General features: G+C 61.4%; 14 protein-coding genes. 5 read left to right on the forward strand and 9 right to left on the reverse strand.

The features are described from left to right. Positions 1–257: 257 nt before the first annotated feature. The 3 genes from der to Q4577_RS18025 form a co-directional block, all read right to left on the reverse strand. Entirely contained in the window at positions 258–1,724 is a 1,467-nt protein-coding gene (gene der, locus Q4577_RS18015; protein ID WP_244691278.1) for a ribosome biogenesis GTPase Der, read from the reverse strand. Between the two features lie 41 nt (positions 1,725–1,765). Further along, positions 1,766–3,088 (reverse strand): PQQ-like beta-propeller repeat protein, encoded by a 1,323-nt coding sequence (locus tag Q4577_RS18020; RefSeq protein WP_303471351.1) that lies wholly within the window; start codon positions 3,086–3,088, stop codon positions 1,766–1,768. Positions 3,089–3,307: 219 nt separating this feature from the next. Further along, positions 3,308–3,964, reverse strand: coding sequence for a hypothetical protein (locus Q4577_RS18025; protein ID WP_303471354.1), 657 nt, complete (start codon positions 3,962–3,964; stop codon positions 3,308–3,310). Between the two features lie 300 nt (positions 3,965–4,264). Here Q4577_RS18025 and Q4577_RS18030 point away from each other — a divergent pair, with 300 nt between their 5' ends. From Q4577_RS18030 to rarD, 4 genes are all read left to right on the forward strand, one after another. Further along, positions 4,265–5,596, forward strand: a complete 1,332-nt coding sequence (locus Q4577_RS18030) for an efflux RND transporter periplasmic adaptor subunit (protein WP_244691281.1) — start codon at positions 4,265–4,267, stop codon at positions 5,594–5,596. Beyond that, on the forward strand, positions 5,593–9,339 hold the full coding sequence (locus Q4577_RS18035; protein WP_303471357.1) for an efflux RND transporter permease subunit: 3,747 nt from the start codon (positions 5,593–5,595) through the stop codon (positions 9,337–9,339). Before Q4577_RS18030 ends, Q4577_RS18035 begins: the two co-directional genes overlap by 4 nt. A 144-nt stretch (positions 9,340–9,483) precedes the next feature. Next, a complete protein-coding gene (locus tag Q4577_RS18040) occupies positions 9,484–11,319 on the forward strand; it encodes an ABC transporter ATP-binding protein/permease (protein WP_244691283.1) in 1,836 nt (611 codons plus the stop codon). 153 nt (positions 11,320–11,472) lie between these two features. Further along, entirely contained in the window at positions 11,473–12,543 is a 1,071-nt protein-coding gene (gene rarD, locus Q4577_RS18045; protein ID WP_303471361.1) for an EamA family transporter RarD, read from the forward strand. On the opposite strand, the gene Q4577_RS18050 is transcribed toward rarD, so the two are convergent. Next, positions 12,450–13,001, reverse strand: coding sequence for a TIGR00730 family Rossman fold protein (locus tag Q4577_RS18050; RefSeq protein ID WP_303471364.1), 552 nt, complete (start codon positions 12,999–13,001; stop codon positions 12,450–12,452). The two genes, rarD and Q4577_RS18050, sit on opposite strands and share 94 nt — an antisense overlap. 294 nt (positions 13,002–13,295) lie before the next feature. Here Q4577_RS18050 and Q4577_RS18055 point away from each other — a divergent pair, with 294 nt between their 5' ends. Then, a complete protein-coding gene (locus Q4577_RS18055; RefSeq protein ID WP_303471366.1) occupies positions 13,296–14,957 on the forward strand; it encodes a LysM peptidoglycan-binding domain-containing protein in 1,662 nt (553 codons plus the stop codon). A gap of 19 nt (positions 14,958–14,976) precedes the next feature. Here Q4577_RS18055 and Q4577_RS18060 read toward each other — a convergent pair whose 3' ends face one another. The 5 genes from Q4577_RS18060 to Q4577_RS18080 form a co-directional block, all read right to left on the reverse strand. Next, positions 14,977–15,465: a lysozyme inhibitor LprI family protein gene (locus Q4577_RS18060; protein ID WP_303471368.1), complete on the reverse strand. Its 489-nt coding sequence runs from the start codon at positions 15,463–15,465 to the stop codon at positions 14,977–14,979. 182 nt (positions 15,466–15,647) lie between these two features. Beyond that, on the reverse strand, positions 15,648–16,091 hold the full coding sequence (locus Q4577_RS18065) for an ester cyclase (protein ID WP_303471370.1): 444 nt from the start codon (positions 16,089–16,091) through the stop codon (positions 15,648–15,650). Between the two features lie 186 nt (positions 16,092–16,277). Continuing rightward, positions 16,278–16,886 carry a superoxide dismutase gene (locus Q4577_RS18070; protein WP_303471373.1) on the reverse strand — a complete coding sequence of 203 codons (609 nt, stop codon included), beginning with the start codon at positions 16,884–16,886 and terminating at the stop codon, positions 16,278–16,280. A 436-nt stretch (positions 16,887–17,322) separates the two neighbouring features. Next, complete coding sequence (locus Q4577_RS18075) at positions 17,323–17,907, reverse strand: sarcosine oxidase subunit gamma (protein ID WP_303471375.1); 585 nt, start codon at positions 17,905–17,907, stop codon at positions 17,323–17,325. Then, on the reverse strand, positions 17,900–20,917 hold the full coding sequence (locus Q4577_RS18080) for a sarcosine oxidase subunit alpha family protein (RefSeq protein WP_303471378.1): 3,018 nt from the start codon (positions 20,915–20,917) through the stop codon (positions 17,900–17,902). Before Q4577_RS18080 ends, Q4577_RS18075 begins: the two co-directional genes overlap by 8 nt. Positions 20,918–20,964: the final 47 nt, after the last annotated feature.

The following is a 20,964-nucleotide window of genomic DNA, read 5'->3' on the forward strand; positions in this document are numbered from 1 at the left end:
CGATTGAGCGGCCAAGCGTTTCGCGCGAGGCTTTTGCGCAGATGCGAGGGGTCAGCGGGCCGGGAACAGCAGGGACTCCGGGGGGCGCAAGCCCCTGGAGCGCAGGCATGCTGGGGGGCCAGCCCCAAGACCACAGTAAAGCTGGGGGGGGCCAGCCCCCCAGACCACAGTTAAGATGGGGGGCCAGCCCCCCAGCCTCCCGGGATATTTTTGGTCAGATGAAGGGGCAGAAGCGCCCCATACCCCCGCCGCGACCATTACTTGTCGTCAGCGCGGCCTTTGCCGAGGTGTTTGCGCAGGCGCGATGGGGTCGACTTCTTCTTGCCCTTATAGGGGTTCTTGTCGCCCTGCCCGCGCAATGTCATCCGGATTGGCGTGCCGGGCATGTCGAAATCATCGCGCAGCCCGTTGACCAAATACCGTGTGTAGCTGTCCGGCATCTTGTCGGGGTGCGAGCACATCACCACAAATCCCGGCGGGCGGGTTTTGACCTGGGTCATGTAGCGCAGTTTGATACGTTTGCCCTGAGGCGCCGGCGGCGGGTGCGCCGCGACCATCCCATCCAGCCAGCGGTTCAGCGCGGCGGTTGGAATACGGCGGTTCCAGACCTCATGCGCGCGCATGATGGCGTCATGCAGCCGGTCCAGCCCTTTGCCCGTCTTGGCAGAGACCGTCACCAGCGGCGCACCACGCAGCTGTGGCAGCAATCTGGTGAAGGATTCCTTCAGGTCGCGCAGCTTCTCTTGTTTGGCTTCTTCGATGTCCCATTTGTTGACAGCGACAACTACGGCGCGGCCTTCGCGTTCCGCCAGGTCGGCAATCCGCAGATCCTGTTGTTCGAACGGGATGGCGGCATCCAACAGAACAACGACCACTTCGGCAAATTTCACCGCACGCAGGCCGTCGGACACCGACAGTTTTTCCAGCTTTTCCTGCACGCGCGCCTTTTTGCGCATGCCGGCCGTATCGAAAATTCGGCAGGGCGTGCCGTGCCAATCAATGCTGAGAGAGATGGCATCGCGGGTGATCCCGGCCTCAGGGCCGGTCAACAAGCGATCCTCGCCCAGGATCTGATTGATCAGGGTCGACTTGCCTGCATTGGGCCGCCCGACGACCGCAACCTGCAACGGTTTCGCGTTGGTCGGGGCGCGGTATTCCAGTTCCTCGTCATCGTCATCGGACAGCGCAACATCGGTCTCCGGCGCATCGGCCTCGGCGGTTTTTGCCAGAGCGTCTGCCAGAGGTTGCAAGATCGCATAGAGATCGGTCATGCCTTCGCCATGTTCGGCAGACAGGCGCACTGGTTCCCCAAGGCCAAGACCCCAGGCCTCGATCACGCCGGCGTCGGCTGCGCTGCCCTCGCCCTTGTTTGCCGCAAGAATCACATGCTTCGCCCGTTTGCGCAGGATTTCAGCGAACATTTCGTCGATCGGCGTCACCCCGGTGCGGGCATCAATCATGAACAGACAAATGTCGGCCATATCGACCGCGCGTTCGGTCAGACGCCGCATGCGGCCCTGAAGGCTGTCGTCGGTCGCATCCTCAAGCCCGGCGGTGTCAATCACGGTAAACCGCAGATCGGCGAGCCGCGCCGCGCCTTCGCGCAGATCACGTGTCACCCCCGGCTGGTCATCGACCAGCGCAAGACGTTTGCCGACAAGGCGGTTGAACAACGTGGATTTGCCGACATTGGGGCGGCCCACGACGGCGAGAGTGAAAGACATGGCTTATAAAGCTCCGGAAGGCATCAAGCGCCCCCGATACATCAGCCGCCGTACGCCTGCAACTGGCCCTTTTTGGTCACGATGTACATGACACCGTTCACCACCACCGGATTTGTGGTCGCGCCACCGGGAATTTCGGCGGTTTTCAGCAGCTGCCCGTCGTTGGGATCATAGGCCCGCAGAAGGCCATCGCCCCCCGCCACATACAGCCGGCCACCGGCCAGGATCGGACCATAGTTGCCAAAGATCCGATCCCGTTTGCGCGGACGCTGGGATGTATAACCCGGCAGTTCGGCTGACCAGACCTCGGCCCCGTCGGACACATTGACACGCTTCAGATCATTTCGGTCCGACACAAAGAACACGGCCCCCCCAGTGACCCAAACCGGTTGCACCGCTGCGTCCCGCGCGGTCCACTTGCGGCTGCCGCTGCCGGTGTTCAAGGCGACCAGACGGCCGGTATGGTTGGCCACATAGACCGTGTCGCCAACCACCACCGGATCGCCGGTGATATCGCTGACGCGGTTGATGGCGAATCCGTTACGCTGCCCGGCAATGGTTGCATTCCAAAGGCTGAGCCCGCCTTTGCGGAACGCGCCTTGTACATCGCCGGAACCATAGCCGAAGATCACGAATTTGTCGGTCAGTGCCGGGGCCGGACCGCCATGCACATTGTTGATGTCTTCCAGACCTTCCAGCTGCCAGCGGATGCGACCGGTGTCGGCCTCGATCGCCCAGGCGGTGCGGTCACCAGCCACCAGATAGACCAGCCCATCCGCATAACTTGGCGATGCCGTGCCGCTGGCTTGCAGCTTCTGGCTCCAGATTTCGGCGCCGGAGGCCAGATCGAGCGCGGTGATGCTGCCATAGCCGGAGGTGACATAAAGCCGCCCGCCACCAATCGCCAATCCGCCGCCAGACCCCTGCCCGCCGCCATCACGCGCCGGGACCAGATCGCGGGTCCAGAGCGTCGCGCCACCGGTCGAGGTTGCGGTGACCAAAGCATCGCTGTCGAGCGTATAGATGCGGCCATCGGCAACCACGGGATCTGCGGTAATGCGGAATTTGCGGCTGTCGCCCTGGCCGATATTGGCGGACCACAGCGGGGTCAACGCCGTGCCAAAGGCCGGGTGGTTGGTGCGGGTCGCAGGCGTGCCATGGCCCTGAAGCCATGTGGCGTTGCGGGTCGCGGCCGCCAACGACAGGCTGTCGGCGGTTGTCGCGGCCTCGGCGGCCAAAGAGGCCTCGTCGGGGCGGATGGCTTCGCGCTTGCCCGGTAGAATGATTTCCCGCCGGCTTTCACAGGCCGCAAAGACCGATACCGCCGCGAGGCCCAAGATAATCCTGATCGTTGCCGTTCTCACCTGGTTCGCCCCCACATCTTCATGCGCATGCCTTCATGCCGGTACATTCATGCCTGTGTCGCCATGAACGCGTCGTCACGTCGTGTTATCATTTCACCGATGCAAAGGTCACACCGGAATTCGCGGTCCGCCCGGGCATTTTGCTATTTCCGCAATTTGCCGCTGGGCGATCTTGCCAACCGACCGGACCGATCCGGCCCGAAATCGGTTCGAAATGTCTCAGGCGGCGTCAATCTCGCCACCCAGGGCGACAATCACCTGAGAGACGCGCTGGCGCAAGCCTGCGGTCACTTCGGAATCCACCAGGATGGCCTGAAATTTGGCAATCGCGCCCTCGGTGTCACCGGTTTCGACCGCGATCAGCGCCAATTGCTCTTCTGCCAGAAGCCGGATCGGACTGCCGGCCCGGGCCAGCGCCTCAAACCCGCTGCGCCGTTCGGCGGCGTCCAGGGTGTCGGACTGCGCCATCAGAAGCTTGAAGCCGGCAATATCGCGGTAAATCTGCGCCACATCGCCGTTGGCGGTGATTTCGCTCAGGGTTGCGACGGCATCGTCGGTCTGGTCATTCGACCCTTCTTCGGCGGCGGTCAAAAGCCCCAGAAGTGCCGCACCACCGGCGCTGTCGGGGTTAACCGCGTTCAGGGCCGAAATCCGTTCGGTGCGGTCCTCGATTTCCATCGCGGCCAGGATCGAATCGCCAAGCGACTGTGCTGCTGCACGGTCCTGCGCATTGGAATATTCCCGCCAGGCCGCCCCACCGACGATCAACAGGACCGCCAGCACACCAATCCAGCCGTAGCGCCGCAATGCCAGGAAAAGCCGGTCGCGCCGGACCTCTTCGCTCACCTCTTCGATAAAACTGTCGGTCTCGCTCAACTCACTGCCTCACTGATCGGGCACCCCACAAGGGGCTGCATTGGTCCGCCCCTCTTAACCCGGCCCGCGACAAGTGCCAAGAGCCAGGCACCGGGCCAGGTGGCGAAGCCACGCCGGGACAGCGTGAAATTGTTGCCAAATTCACCCGCAACTTGCGCTGCACCGCGGAAAAGTCTAATCTGAACTGGTCAGTTCAGACAAAAATACCTATATACCCCGCGTGATGTGCTAGGCGCGTTCCTCCGGCCGAAGATTTCCGTCGGCTGCCTGGTATGATTTTATGAGAAAAGAAGGCATCTTATGCGACTTATTCCGGTTCTGACGGCAATTGCCGTTTCGGCGTTTCTGGTTTTCGCGGTTTTGCAACGCGAGGCGCTCTTGGAATTTGCCCGCAACAGCCATTTCGGCCAGATGTTTGGCACATCCGACGACACGGTAGATCCAGAAGAAACAACGGCAGAGGCCGAAACGGTCGAAGCCCCCGCCGAAACAGACACGCAACCCAGCGGCATTCGCGTTGTGGCGCGCCACTCAACCGCCCAGGTTGTCGACAGCGCCGTGATCCTGCGTGGCCAGACCGAAGCCGCCCGTCAGGTCGATGTCAAAGCGGAAATCAGCGGATTGGTGGTCTCTGACCCGCTGCGCAAGGGCGCTTTTGTCGAACAGGGCCAGTTGCTGTGTGAACTGGAGCCGGGCACCCGTGGCGCCACATTGGACGAGGCCCGCGCGCGGCTGGACGAAGCCCAGGCCCGCGTGCCCGGGATCGAGGCCGGCGTGCCCGAAGCCGAAGCCAGATTGCAGGAGGCCGCCGCCCGTCTGGAAGAGGCCCAGATCAATGAACGCGCCGCCAAAGCGCTGAAAGAAGACGGATTTGCGTCGGAAACCCGCGTGGCATCAACCGCCGCCTCGGTGCGCAGCGCCGAGGCCAATGTTTCCAGCGCCCGGGCCGCGCTGGAGACCGCCAAATCAGGGCTGCAAAGCGCACAGGCGGCGATCCGTTCGGCTGAGGCCGGTGTTGCCTCGGCACGGAAAGAAATTGAACGTTTGAAGATCAAAGCGCCTTTTGCCGGTCTGCTGGAATCCGATGCTGCTGAACTGGGCGCATTGATGCAGCCCGGCGCGCTCTGCGCCACGATCATTCAGCTCGACCCAATCAAAATGGTGGCTTATGTCCCCGAAACCGAGGTCGCACGCGTAAAATTGAACGCCGACGCCGGGGCCCGCCTTTCGGAAGGCAGCAATGTGGCGGGCAAGGTCACCTTCCTGTCCCGTTCGGCCGATCCGACAACCCGCACCTTCCGGGTGGAAATCACCGTCGCCAACAGCGATCTGGCGATCCGCGATGGTCAGACCGCCGAAATCGCCATTTCTGCCGCCGGGGTCTCTGCGCATCTTTTGCCGCAATCGACCCTGACGTTGAATGACGATGGCGAATTGGGCGTGCGGTCGGTGACCGCCGAAAATCTGGTGGCCTTTTTGCCGGTCACCCTGTTGCGGGACACCCGCGAAGGGGTTTGGGTGGCAGGCCTGCCAGAGCGGCTCGACATTATTACCCTTGGTCAGGAATACGTCGAAGATGGGGTCAAGGTCATTCCGACCTACAAGGATGCCAGCCTGGAGGTAAGTCAATGACGGGAATGGTCGACTGGGCCGCATCACGCGCCCGAATGGTCATGGCCTTTATTGCCCTCTCGCTTCTGGCGGGGGGCATTGCCTATGTGGGGCTGCCAAAAGAGGGTGAACCAGACATCGAAATCCCGGCGCTGTTCATTTCGGTGCCTTTCGCCGGGATCAGCGCGACGGATTCCGAAACGCTTCTGGTCAAGCCGATGGAAACCGAATTGTCCGATCTGGACGGATTGAAAACCCTGTCCGGCACCGCTGCCGAAGGCTATGCCGGTGTCGCGCTGGAGTTTGAATTCGGCTGGGACAAGACCAAGGTCATGGCCGATGTCCGCGATGCGATGAAATCTGCCGAGGCCAGCTTTCCCGATGGCGCCGAGCAATACACCATCAACGAAATCAACTTTTCCGAATTCCCGATTGTCATCGTTAACCTGACCGGCGCGGTGCCCGAACGCACCATGGCGCGCGTGGCCAAGGATTTGCAGGACCGGGTAGAAGGCATTGATGCGGTGCTGGAGGCCGGGATCGCCGGCAACCGCGATGAAATGCTGGAAGTGCTGATCGACCCGCTGCGGCTCGAAGCCTATAATGTGACCGCGGGCGAGCTGATTTCCGTGGTGCAGAACAACAACCAATTGATTGCGGCCGGCGAAGTCGAAACCGCCCAGGGCACATTCGCGGTCAAGATCCCGTCGTCATTTGATGAACCCCAGGATATCTACAACCTGCCGGTCAAAACCAATGGCGACCGGGTGGTGACATTGGGCGATCTGGCCCGCATCCAGCTGACATTCGAAGACCGGGTTGGCACCGCGCGCTTCAACGGCGAAGAAACCGTGGCGTTGCAGGTGGTCAAACGCAAGGGTTTCAACCTGATCGACACGGCAACCGAAGTCAAAGAAGTGGTCGCCGAAGCAAGGAAAGACTGGCCGCCGGAGCTGAAAGCCGCGGTCGAAGTGGGCACATCGAACGACCAAAGCCGCGTTGTGGCCTCGATGGTCAGCCAGCTTGAAGGCTCGGTTCTGACGGCGATTGCCCTGGTGATGATCGTGGTGCTGGCGGCCCTCGGGACGCGGCCCGCCCTTCTGGTGGGTTTCGCCATTCCGACCTCTTTCCTGCTGTGCTTTGTGCTGTTGGGGCTGATGGGGATCACCATTTCCAACATCGTGATGTTCGGCCTGATCCTGGCCGTTGGCATGCTGGTGGATGGCGCGATTGTGGTTGTTGAATATGCCGACAAGCGGATCAAGGACGGCTCTGGCCCGATGCATGCCTATGTCGAGGCCGCCAAGCGCATGTTCTGGCCGATTGTCAGCTCTACCGCGACAACGCTCTGTGCCTTTTTGCCCATGTTGTTCTGGCCCGGTGTGCCGGGTCAATTCATGGGCATGTTGCCGGTCACATTGATCTTTGTTCTGTCGGCGTCGCTGATTGTGGCACTGATCTATCTGCCGGTGATGGGCGGTGTGACGGGCCGTATGAGCCGCTTGTTCGGGCGGTGTTCCGAATGGTTGGAAAACCGGTTCCCCTGGATCATTCGCGCGCTTTTGGTGCCGGTCTCGCTTCTGGTGATTTTCGTGGGCGCGATGCAGCTGCTGAATCCGAATTACCTGTTCGACAATGCCGCGCCGGGCCTTTTTGCCATCGTGCCGGGGGCAATGATTTTCCTTGCCGGGGCTTTCATGGCTTCGGTCACCTTGGGCGCGGTTGAATTCCACTGGAAACGCAAACGCGTGCGTGCGGGGCGTCGCCGCACCCTGTTTGGCTGGGTGATCAAACTGATCGCCGGAAATCCGATCATGCCGCTGGTGACCGCCGCAACGGTGATTGCCTTTGTTATGGCGGTGTTCGGCTATTTTGGCGAAAACAGCAAAGGCGTCGAATTCTTTGTCGAAAGCGAACCGGAACAGGGCATTGTCTATGTGCTGGCGCGCGGCAACCTTTCGCTGGAAGAAAAAGACGCCCTGGTGCGTCAGGCCGAGGATATCGTGCTGGCCCATCCCGGCATCGACAACGCCTTTGCTTTTGCGGGCAACGGCGGGTTGAATTCGAATACCGGCGGGGCACAGCCCCCCAAGGACACGGTCGGCCAGGTTCAGTTCGAAACCATCCCATGGGAAGACCGCATGGATCGGCCTGATCTGGACGGCAATGTCGTGCTCGAGGAATTGCAGGCGGAATTGGAACAGATCCCCGGCGTGCGGATCGAAATTCTGGCCCAGGCCATGGGCCCCGCCAGCGCCAAGCCGGTGCATTTGCGCCTGAAAGGGGACAACTGGCAGGAGCTGATTGCCGCGACCGAAGCCGTGCACACCCAGTTTCAGAACACCGCCGGCCTGCATCTGATCGAAGATACCCTGCCCCTGCCCGGCATCGACTGGCAGATTGATGTCGATGTCGAAAAAGCCGGACGTTTCGGTGCAGATGTCGCCACCGTGGGCGCGATGGTGCAATTGGTGACACGCGGTATCCTGCTCGACACCATGCGGGTCGACAGTTCCGATGAGGAAATCGAAATCCGCGTCCGCCTGCCGGAACAGGACCGGGTGTTGTCCACGCTGGACACGCTCAAGGTGCGCACCGCAGACGGGCTTGTCCCGCTGTCGAATTTCGTCACCCGCAAACCGGTGGCGAAACTGGCCGAAATCTCGCGGGTTGACCAGAAACGCTATTTCGATGTCAAGGCAGCGGTGCGCCCCGGCATCACCACATTTGTCAGCGGCGACGGCGACACAGCCAGGCTGCTGGCCTATGGCCGTGAAGCCACCGAAGGCGATGCAAAACCGGGCGCCGCACTGACCATTGGCGCAACCAACTATGTGGTGGATACCTTTGAACCCGGTGAGGACCGCGCCAGCCTGGAGGCCGCGCTAAGCGCCGAAGACCTGCGCGCCGTTCCAATGACCGCAAACGAACGGATCGCGGCGCTTAACACCTGGTTGGAAACCTCGCCCCTGGGCGTCGGGATTTCCACGGAATGGACCGGCGATCAGGAAGATCAGGAAGAATCGCAACAATTCCTGATGACCGCCTTTGCCGGGGCACTGGGGTTGATGTTCATCATCCTGCTGGCACAGTTCAACAGCGTCTATAACTCGATTTTGGTGCTCCTGGCGGTGGTTCTGTCCACCACCGGCGTCCTGATCGGCATGTTGGTGATGGATCAGACCTTTTCGATCATCATGACCGGCACCGGCATCGTCGCTTTGGCCGGGATTGTGGTGAACAACAATATCGTGCTGATCGACACCTATATGGAATATTCCACATACATGCCCCGGATCGAGGCGATTGTGCGCACAGCCGAAGACCGGATTCGCCCGGTGCTTCTGACCACGATCACCACCATGGCCGGGCTTGCGCCGATGATGGTGGGTCTTAGCCTGGATTTCTGGAACGGCGGCTATTCCATCGACAGCCCCACCGCGCTCTGGTGGAAACAACTGGCGACTGCGGTGGTCTTTGGTCTTGGCGTGGCGACGGTGCTGACGCTGGTGTTCACCCCGGCGATGCTGGCAATGCGGGTCTGGTTCTGGACCTATGTGTTCTGGTTCGCGCGGTTGCTGGCACGTCTGGGTCAGGGCCGGTCAAGCCGGGCGGCGCGCGATTGGGCGCTGTCGCGCAAGGCGCGCCGGGTGCGCAACCCAGAAATCATCTGGGAAGATGCCCCTACCCCACCGACATCGACGACCACAGCGGTTGTCGTCGATCCGGCCCAGCCCGAATTGCCACTGCGCGCCGCAGAGTAGACAAATCCATAATGCGGGGCGTCCTGTCCCTGTGTAGGGCGCCCTGTCCGGGGCGGCCTGCGCCCCGCACCATACGATCGCAGGGCATGATCCCCTGTCGGGACGTGGCACTGAACGCCCCCCCGACCACAAAGAAAGACTGATATGACAGCCACCGACGCGCAATCCGCCGAGGCCGCCGAAAACGCCCGCATCGCCGAACAGGAACGCCGATCCGGCTGGCGCACCATTCGCCGCGTCGCGCCGTATCTTTGGCCCGACGCGCACCAATGGGTGAAATATCGTGTTGTCGCGGCCATGTCCGTGCTGGTGCTGGCCAAGTTGATCGCCGTCGGCACGCCCATGCTGTACAAAGCCGCAGTCGATGCGCTGGACGGCGACGTTTCGGACCTTGCGCTTGGCGCGGTTGGCCTAACCGTCGCCTATGGGTTGGCGCGGCTGATGACCAACGGATTTCAGCAATTGCGCGATGCGCTGTTCGCGGCGGTTGGCCAACGTGCCCTGCGCCAGCTTGCGCTGGAAACCTTTACCCATATCCACCGTCTTTCGATGCGCTATCATATCACGCGCAAGACCGGCGGGCTGTCGCGGATCATCGAACGCGGAGTCAAGGGTGTCGAGTTCCTGTTGCGGTTTCTGCTGTTCTCGATTGGACCGCTGGTGCTGGAACTGCTGCTGATCGCGGTTGTGCTCTTCTTTCTGTTTGATGTCTGGTATCTGGCGATCGTGGCGCTGACCATTGCGCTTTATGTCTGGTTCACCTTCAAGGTCACAGAATGGCGCGTCAAACTGCGCCGCGAAATGAACGATCAGGACACCGATGCCAACCAAAAGGCCATCGACAGCCTGTTGAACTTTGAAACTGTCAAATATTTTGGCGCCGAAGCACGCGAAGCCGCCCGTTATGACGTGGCCATGGCCGGATATGAACGCGCGGCGCTCAAGACGTCCTACTCACTGGCGTTCCTGAACTTTGGTCAGTCGCTTTTGATCACAAGCGGTCTGGTTGGCATCATGGTGATGGCGGCGGTGGGCGTGCAGAACGGCGATCTGACGGTCGGCGATTTTGTCATGGTCAACGCCTATATGATCCAGATCACCATGCCGCTGAATTTCCTTGGCACCGTGTATCGCGAGATCCGTCAAAGCCTTGTTGATATGGGCGAGATGTTTCACCTGTTGGAGCAACCCGCAGAAGTGTCCGACAAACCGGATGCAAAGCCGCTGAAAATTTCCGGCGGCGAGGTCACACTGAAAAATGTGCATTTCGGATATGACCCCGCGCGTCCGATCCTCAAGGGCGTGACCGTGACCGCCGGTGCCGGTCAGAACATCGCCATTGTCGGCCCCTCCGGCTCGGGTAAATCCACCATCGGGCGGCTGTTGTTCCGGTTTTATGATGTCACCGACGGCGCGTTGACCATCGACGGTCAGGACGTGCGCGACATCACCCAGACCAGCCTGCATGACGCCATCGGCGTGGTGCCGCAAGACACGGTGCTGTTCAACGACACCATCCGTTATAACATCGAATATGGTCGCGAAGGCGCAACCGAGGCCGAGGTGATCGAAGCCGCCAAGGCCGCACAGATCCACGATTTCATCACCTCGCTGCCCGATGGGTATGACACCACGGTCGGCGAACGCGGGCTCAAGCTCTCGGGCGGGGAAAAGCAACGTGTCGGCATTGCGCGCACCCTGCTCAAAAACCCGCCGATCCTGTTGCTGGACGAGGCGACCTCGGCGTTGGACAGCGAGACCGAACAGGAAATTCAGGGCGCGCTGGCCCGCGCCGCTGAGGGGCGCACCGTGCTGACCATCGCACACCGGCTTTCCACTGTGGCGGATGCTGACCAGATCGTGGTGTTGCAGGACGGCGAGATCGCCGAAAGCGGCACCCATGGTGAATTGCTGTTGAAAGATGGCCGCTACGCCAGCCTCTGGCGGCGTCAGCAATCCGAAGACGAAGACGCGGCCTGATGAACGCCGGGGTCTCCTGAACGCCGGGGACTGATATGTAAGGGCCGCGGCGCCTAGCGGCCCCCGGCCCCATCGGCCGCTTTGGTCATTGCATCCCCGGCCCAGTCTGACATGGTCGCGGCGCGCCATTGGCGCGTCATTCAAGCAGGACACATGCCCCAAACCACATCAGATCAAATGCGCCTCGGCATTCTGTCGTTGATCGCGGCCTGCGCCATCTGGGGCGTGTCCGGGCTCTATTTCAAGCTGCTGTCGCACCTCCCCCCGATCGAGGTTCTGGCGCATCGCACATTCTGGTCTGCGGTGTTTTTTGTCGGCGTCGTGGCCTATCAGGGGCGATTGCCGGTACTGCGCGCAGTGATGGCCAGCCGCCAGATCCTGATCCTTGCCGGCGCGGCGGTGGTCATCTCTTGCAATTGGTTCTGGTTCATCTGGGCCATCGGTCAGGGCCGCGCCACCGAGGCCAGCCTGGGCTATTTCATCTTTCCGCTGGTGGCGGTGCTTTTGGGCCGGATCTTTTTTGGTGAACGGCTGGGCGCCTTGCAATGGACCGCCGTTGGGTTGGCGGCCGGCGCGGTCGCGCTGCTGACCTGGGGTCTGGGCGTCGCCCCCTGGATTTCCCTGTTGCTGGCCGTGACCTTTGGCACTTACAGCGCGATCAAGAAACGCCTGTCTGCCGGTCCGGTGATCTCTGTCACGGGCGAGGTGCTGTTGATTGCCCCGCTGTCGCTGGTGATGATCCTGGGGTTTGGCGCGGCGGATGGTGCCGGGATCGACCGAATTCTGGCGGTCGGACAGCCCGGCGGACTGCGCTGGAGCGAAATCCTGTTGTTGGTCGCCTCTGGCCCGATTACGGCGCTGCCGCTGATCCTGTTTTCAAATGCCACCCGCAAGGTGCCATTGTCCACGGTTGGGCTGGTGCAATATCTGAACCCGACCCTGCAATTCCTTGTGGCAACGTTGATCTTTGCCGAACCGATAAGCCGATGGCACGCCATTGCCTTTCCTCTGATCTGGCTGGCACTGGCGATCTATACCATTGCCACCCTGCGCCGGGGCAAGGGTGACAGACAGACCGGGAACAATCCGGACAGGTTTGATCAGGACAGGCCCGATCAGGATGAGCCTGATCAGGAAAGTGCAGCGCGCAGGCTGGCGACACATTCCTCGACCGAGGCGGTGCTGCCCCAGAACTCACGCAGTGAAGGCTCGGCAAAGCCCTGATCAATCACATGATCCAGCAGCACCAACAGCGGATCCCAATAACCCGCGACATTCAACAGGATCACCGGCTTGGTATGCAGCCCCAGTTGCGCCCAGGTCAGCACCTCGAAAAATTCATCCAGTGATCCCGCCCCGCCGGGCAAAAGCACCACGGCATCGGCATTCATCAGCATGACTTTCTTGCGTTCATGCATGGTCTCAGTGATGACAAAGGTCGACAGATCGCGTTTGCCGACCTCGTGATCCAACAAATGCGTCGGGATGACACCAAAGGTCTGGCCGCCGCTTTCCTGAGCCGACCGCGCCACGCGCCCCATCAACCCGATGTCCCCGGCACCATAGACCAGACGCCATTTGTTCAGGGCAAGCGCCCGGCCCAGATCTTCGGCGGCCGCAGCATAGGCCGGATTGGCCCCATCCCGCGACCCGCAATACACACAAACCGAGATGTCGGTCATTGTCACTCGCTCCTCAAACTGGGGTCCTGTAATCTGGCGCCATACTGCCCGCGTGCCGGGGGAAGTCAACGGATGCCGCACCGCGGAAACGACAGCGGACGATGTGCGGCGCAATTCAAAGGCGAAAATGTCGCCGGGAATCCACATTTTGACCGGGAAACCCTTTGGCAATAGAGTTTTTTTCGCTTTTTCAAGTGGGCTGCATGGTCATTTGTGCAATTGTGTTGCGATTATTGCCGCAGGCGCGCAAACAGGCTGCCACGTGCGCAACCGGGCGTGCGGAAGGGACCGACGATGACGAAATGGATTGGATTGCTGGGGGGCGGGGCTGCTGGGGTGGCTGTGGCGGCGGCTGGCTATGTTGGCCTGACGCTGAGCGGGGTTTTGAAACCCGATGCGCCGGACCCCGCGGCGCTGATCGTGCCCGATCCGCTGCCCGCCTCTGATGATACAGATGTACCGGACGCGGGTGGTGGCGCGGCTGAGGTCACGCAAGATCCAGCAGACGAGATCGCGGCAGAGCCCACACCAGAGCCGCCTACGAATGTCCCGGCAGATGCGCCGACAGATGCGCCGGAACCAACCCCAGAGGATCCGGCCCAGATTGCCGCCCTGCCCGACGCGCAAACGCCGGAACCTGACACAGACCCAGAGGCCGCCGCGCCATTGGCGCCGCCGGTGTTCGATCTGGTGCGGGTCGAACCCGATGGTTCGGCTCTGGTCGCAGGCAAAGGTGTGCCACGTTCCCAGGTTGTGATCCTGCTCGACAATGCGGAAATCGCTGAAACCCTGGCCGGGCGGGACGGCAAATTTGTCAGCCTGATGACCCTGTCGCCCAGCCCGCAACCCCGGTTGATGACATTGGCGATGCGGCACAACGGAACCGAGGTTTTCTCGGAAACCGACATCATCGTCGCGCCCTTTGGCCCCAAGCCCACCCCCGTGGCCGAACCAGAACCAAAGGCGCAACCCGATCTGGTGGCCGAAGCGGCCGAACCAGAGGCCGACACGCCGACCACAGCGGACGTCGCGCCAGTTGAGCCGGAGGTCACAGAGCCTGTCGTCGCTGAGATTGCGCCAGCCGAGCCTGAGGTCACGGAACCGGTCGTCACTGAGGTTGTACCAGCCGAACCTGAAGTCACGGAATCAGTCGTCGCTGAGGTTGTACCAGCCGAACCGGAGGCCACGGAACCTGTCGTCACCGAGGTCGAGCCTGCAGAACCGGAGGTCACGGAACCCGTCGTCGCCGAAGCCACACCCGCCGAGCCTGAGACCACAGAACCGGTCGTCGCCGAGGTCGAGCCTGCAGAACCGGAAGTCACAGAGCCGGTCGTCACTGAGGTCACACCCGCCGAGCCTGAGACCACAGAACCTGTCGTCACTGAGGTCGAGCCGGACACGGAAACGCCGCCGACGCTTCTTGCCTCGGACGAAGAAGGTGTGCGGGTTCTGCCCGGGCCAGAGGTGCTCGACCGGGTTGCAATCGATTCAATCAGTTATGATGATGCCGGCGAAGTCGCATTGGCAGGTCGTGGGGCCGGCACCGAGGGTGGCGGATTTGTCCGCGTCTACCTGGACAATACGCCAATCACCACGTCCCGCATCCGCGAAGACGGCTCCTGGCGGGTGCGCCTGCCCGAGGTCGACAAAGGCGTCTATGTCCTGCGGGTGGATGAGGTGGATGAAGATGGCGACGTCAAATCACGCGCCGAAACCCCGTTCCAACGCGAAGACCGCGAAACATTGGAACGCGCCTCGGGGGGTGACAACAGCCCAATCAAGGTCTTGACCGTGCAACCGGGCAATACGCTGTGGCAGATCGCGCGGGAGCGGTATGGCGAGGGGGTGCTCTATGTTCGGGTGTTCGATGCAAACCGTAACCAAATCCGTGACCCGGATCTGATTTATCCCGGCCAGGTGTTTGATTTGCCCGACGACACGGCCCCGGCGGAATAAGACCTTTGGGCCAGCGCCCCTACCCCTCGGGCAAAAGCGGCGTGCCAATCTGGACGCTGCCATAAGGGGACAGGCGACAGCCAAAACCCGGCGGCAGCGCGTCTTTCGGCGTCAGGTCAATGATCCGCTGCTCGTACCGCCGCCGCAGACAGGACACCGCCGCGCCGCAGGTGTCGCGCCATTGCAGCCAAAGCCGTTGATCCTTTTGCAGGGACATCTGCCGATCCTGCCCGGCGCCCTGGCGGTGGCGCCGATAGATTTCTGCCATCACCCGGTCCAGATCCGCCAAAACCGCGTTGTCGCATATGGCGTGTTCCGGCGCGGTCATCCGCGGCAGACATCTGAAACTGGGGCCCGTGAAACTGGGGCTGGTGAAACCGAGGTCGGCGCGGTCCGAACTGATCGGGATTTCGGCGCTGGCCGAACCTTGCGGATCCGCGACCGCACCCTGCGCCGCTGTCAAATGCACCAATAGCGCCACAACGGTCATGCGTATTCTGTGTGTCATCAACCCCTCACCCGCTGCAGTCTTGCATCAAAAACAGGCTAGCACATGGTGGGCGCGGCGACCTATCCCCCCTCGCGCAGAGTTGAAATCCAGCTTTATCGGACCCAAAGGAGCGTGTCCCATATACAGCGATCATCAGATCCAGGCCCGCGCCGGATCAGGCACGCATACGCCCGCAATCGTCAAATCTTGCGCTGCACCTCAAGCTTCGTGCCCAGCAGACAAAGGTCCAGCGTGCGCGGCGGCAGACGGCCAATTGCCTCGAATATCGGGATCAGGCTCAGCTGGTTATGGGCTTCGACAATCTTGTCGCCCTCATGGCGCATCATGATCTGGCTTCGGGTGGCAACCTTGGTGCCATCTTTGCGGTAAACCGCTGTGATATCACATAAAATCGCCAACCACGGCCCGTCTTCAACCGCAAGCAGGATCGTATGGCGAATGTCGGAAAATTGCGCGGTCATCATCCGGTGAAAGGCCCGGAATTCATCGGGTCCGATTTGATCGACCTCTTCCAGACCCTGGATGCTGGCCGTGCCGGAAAACATTTCATAGATCGCCGAAACATCTTCGTGTCGCCAGACGCGATCCAGAAATTCCTGCGCAATGTCGCGTTTCTGTGCCACGGCTCTTTCCGGATAAGTCCATACAATTGGATGACTAGTATATCACAAAACTAAGCTGAGACTAACCTCAGCCCCGGGATCAACCAAGAGATAAATTGACATTCCCGCAGACGCCTTTGCCAGCGCCCAGACAAAAAAGGCCCGCCGAAACAATTCAGCGGGCCCTCTAACACTTGGTCAGATCGATCAGGCCGCGGAGAGACGCTCCGCGACATTTTCCCAATTCACCAGGTTTTCCAGGAAGTTATCCAGGTAAGCCGGGCGTTTGTTGCGGAAATCAATGTAATAGGAATGTTCCCAGACGTCACAGCCCAGAAGCGCCGTTTGACCAAAGCACAGCGGGTTGACGCCATTTTCGGTCTTGGTCACCTTCAGCGTGCCATCGGTGTCCACCACCAGCCAGGCCCAGCCAGAGCCGAACTGACCCGCGCCTGCAGCTGCGAATTGCTTTTTGAATTCATCGGTAGAGCCGAAAGCATCCTTGATGCGGCTTTCCAGTTCGCCCGGCATGTCCTTGCCGCCCGGGCCCATCATGTCCCAGAACTGGGCATGGTTCCAATGCTGCGAGGCATTGTTGAAGATGCCGGATTGCGCCACGGCAGCGGAATCATAGGTGCCTTTGACGATCTCTTCGAGAGATTTGCCGTCCCATTCGGTGCCGGAAATCAGCTTGTTGCCGTTGTCGACATAGGCCTTGTGGTGAATGTCGTGGTGGTATTCCAACGTTTCCTGGCTCATGCCGAGACCGGCCAGAGCGTCATGTGCATAGGGAAGATCGGGAAGTTCGAAAGCCATGGGTAACACCCCCTTATTTGTGATCAGGTTCCACGGTCATAAGTGAGCGCCTGCGCCGGTGAGGTCAACCCCTGGTCCTGTTGACGGGCGGGGTGCGACCGTTGGAATTTTGGGCTTTCTGCAAATTGCGCCAAGGTGGTGGGCCCCGGACTGCGGCGGCGTCGGGTTTATATGTGGTATGTTGGATGGGCGGTTGGGTCATATTGCGGGGCAATTTTTGGGGGGAGCGCCCAAGGTCACAGGAGAAATGCAGAGGGGCAGCCGCCAAACCACAGGGTAGATGGGGGGCTACCCCCCCAAACCGCAGGATAAATGGGGGCCAGCCCCCCAAACCACAGGATAAATGGGGGGCCAGCCCCCCAAACCCCCCGGGATATTTCCACCAGGAGAAAGCCTGAACCCGTGATCCTTTTGCGGAAATGGGGTGTCGGTTGCGTCAGCGGTCAAAGAAGGCGACAGCAGATCCCGGTTGTGCCGCGGTTTTCAGCAGATCAAAAACATATTGCGCGACCGAGCGGAAACAGATGATCTGCGCCGAAGTTTCGCTTTTCAACCAGAAGGCCGCAGGTGTTTGTGCCAGGCGAGAGCGGCGCAATTCGCCAACAGGAAGGCCCGTACGCGACATATCCGCCGGGGTCAGTTTTGCCAGCACGTCTCGCAGACCGGCGCCGCGCAAATCAAAGCTGCTGCGTGCGTCCGACATATCGGTGACCAACGCATGACGGCCGTCCAGGCACCCGGCCATGCCGGCCAGCGCGCTGTCGGCTTCGTCATAGGGGCACAGGATCAGCAATTCATCCGGCGACATCCACAAGATCGCCCGGTCCCCAACCCAATTGGCGCCCCGTGGTCCGGGCATATCAAGACCGGTGACGCTGGTGGCCGCATTCTTGATTTCGCTGCTGGCCAGATCACCGCGCAGGGCAATCATTGCCTGTGGCGCGGCTTCGCGGATCGAGATCAAGCCATCACACGCCGCGCCGCCCAGCGCCATTGCCGGGGTCGCCTGTGTTTCAGACATTCTGTTTCTCCCCGTCTTTGTCATAGAAGACCGGATCAACGACCCGCGCCTCGATTGTGGTCACACCATCGGATTTGGCGAAGTGGATCACCTCGCCTAGGCGGTCGGGGCCATTTTGCACCAAGCCCATGGCAATCCCGCGCCCGAGGGTCGGGGAATAATAGGTCGAGGTGACACGGCCAAACACATTACGCTGGCCGTTGGCGTTGCGGCCTTCGGCCACGGCATAGGCCCCGTCCGGCAGGACCGCACCGTCGCATGTTTCCAGTCCCACCAGTTTCCAGCGGTCCGGGCGTGCCATATCCGGCCGGGCCTGTGCCCGTTTGCCGAGGTAGTCGGTCTTTTTCTTGGAAATCGCCCAGTCCAACCCCAGATCCTGTGGGATCACTGTGCCGTCGGTTTCGTCACCGATCATGATGAAGCCCTTTTCCGCCCGCATGATATGCAGCGCCTCGGTGCCATATGGCATGACGCCGAAGTCGCGGCCGGCCCTTAGCAGGTGATCCCAGAGATGACGGGCGTAACCGGCCTTGACCGCGATTTCAAAGCTGAGTTCGCCGGAGAAGGAAATGCGGAAGATCCGCACCGGAATGCCGCCCAGCGCGCCCTCGACCCAGCCCATGAACGGCAGGGTTTCGCGGCTGACATCCAGACCGCCGACGGCCTCCAGCAGCTTGCGGGCGTTGGGGCCGACCACGGCAATCTGGCCGTATTGCTCGGTCACATTGGCAACATAGACCTGCCAATCCCACCATTCGCATTGCAGCCAATCTTCCATATGGGCATGGATGTGATCCGCGCCGCCGGAGGTGGTGTGGCAGAGGAAGGTGTCCGCGTCCAACCGCGCAACAACGCCGTCATCCATCAGAAACCCGTTTTCATTGCACATCAGCCCATAGCGGCAGCGCCCCGGTTTCAGGGTCGACATCATGTTGGTGTAGAGCATGTCGAGGAACCGGCCCGCATCCGGGCCTTTGACGATCAGCTTGCCCAGGGTCGAGGCATCCAGAAGCCCGACATTCTTGCGGGTGTTGGTGACTTCGCGCGTGACCGCGTCATGGGTCGTTTCGCCGGGGCGTTTCAGGCAATAGGGGCGGCGCCATTGGCCGACCGGTTCCCATTCGGCACCATTGGCCGCCAGCCAGTCATGGATCGGCGTGCGGCGGATTGGTTGAAAGGTGTCACCACGCCCCGGCCCCGCGATGGCCCCCATCGAGATCGGGGTATATGGCGGGCGAAAGGTGGTGGTGCCGACATCCGGGATATCTGCGCCCAGCGCGCCGGACAGGATGGCCAGGCCGTTGATATTGCTTAACTTGCCTTGATCCGTTGCCATGCCGAGCGTGGTATAGCGTTTGGCGTGTTCGACGCTTTCAAACCCTTCGCGCGCGGCCAGCTGGACGTCGGAGACTTTGACATCGTTCTGGAAATCCAGCCAGGCTTTGGCCCTGTGGTGCACGCCCGCACCCTGGGGCATCATCCAGACGGGGGCGAGTGGTGCCTCTTCCTGCGCGTGCGCCTGCGGCGCGGCGCTGGTCATCGGAGGGGTCTTGGTGATCTGTGCCGCTGTGGCCACCGCGTCGTCCAGCACCTCTTGCAGGGTGAACATCCCATTGGCCGCGCCGGTAGCGGTCACAAAAGCCTGGCCCTTGTCACCCGTGGGCGGGCGGTTGTGGTCTGGGCGGAACATGGCGCGGGTCTCGTCCCAGCGAAGCTTGCCGCCACAATGGGACCAGAGGTGCACCACCGGCGACCAGCCGCCCGACATCGCAACCGCATCGCAGGCGATTTCATCAATCACGGCCCCCCCGGCCCCGGCATGCGCACAAAGGGCCACGCCGGTCACCCGCTTTTGCCCCATCACATGGTCGATTGCATGGCCTTGCAGGATGCGAATGCCCAAGGCGCGGGCCTCTGCCATCAGGGGGCTGTCCTGGGGCAGGACCCGGGCATCAACAATCGCGGGCACCGCCAGCCCCGCGCGGCGCAAGACCAGCGCGCTGCGATAGGCGTCATCATTGTTGGTGACGATCACCGTGCGATCGCCGGGGCTGACGCCCCAATTCACCACGTAATCGCGCAGCGCACTGGCCAGCATGACACCGGGCAGATCGTTGCCCGCAAAGGCCAGCGGGCGTTCAAGGGCGCCTGTGGCGGTGATGATCTGTGCCGCACGAATACGCCAGAGCCGGTGGCGCGGCCCTTTCGCCGCCGGGGTGTGATCGGCAAGACGTTCATAGGCCAGCGCATAGCCGTGATCATAGACCCCTGCCCCCATGCACCGGGTGCGCAGGCTGACATTGTCCATTGCATTCAGAGAGGCCAGGAGACCGCCGATGTAATCCTCGGGGGGTTGACCGCCAATCTCGCCGCCATCCACCGGGGCGCGCCCGCCCCAATCGACGTCTTGTTCAATCAGCAGCACCCGGACGCCGGTTTCGCCAATGCGTTTCGCGGTCTCCATCCCGGCGATGCCGCCGCCGATGATCAGCACATCGACATGGGCATGGAAATGTTCGTAGCTGTCAGGATCGCGGGCCTCGGGATCAGGGGCGCGGCCAAGCCCGGCAGATTTGCGAATGATCGGTTCGTACAGGTGTTTCCAGAAGCTGCGAGGCCAGGTGAAGGTCTTGTAATAAAACCCCGCAGGCAAGAAGGACGCAAAGCGTGCGTTGATTGTGCCGATGTCGAAATTCAGACTGGGCCAATGGTTTTGGCTTGTGGCCTCCAGCCCGTCGAACACTTCGGTGGTGGTGGCGCGTTGGTTGGGTTCGAACCGATCGCCGCGGCCAAGGCCGACCAATGCATTGGGTTCCTCTGCGCCGCTGGCGACAATGCCGCGCGGGCGGTGATATTTGAAGCTGCGGCCAACCAACATCTGATCATTTGCCAACAAGGCAGAGGCGAGCGTGTCACCCGCATAGCCGGTCAGGCGTTTGCCGTTGAAGGTGAAATGTCGCGGTGTCGTGCGGTCGATCAGGCGGCCACCGGTGGCGAGGCGTGTGCTCATGTCTTTGGCCCTTTTGCGCGCGGCAGGCAGTGGATTTGCGTATTTTC

The organism is Marinovum sp. 2_MG-2023 (genome assembly GCF_030548265.1).
Taxonomy (GTDB): Bacteria; Pseudomonadota; Alphaproteobacteria; order Rhodobacterales; family Rhodobacteraceae; genus Marinovum.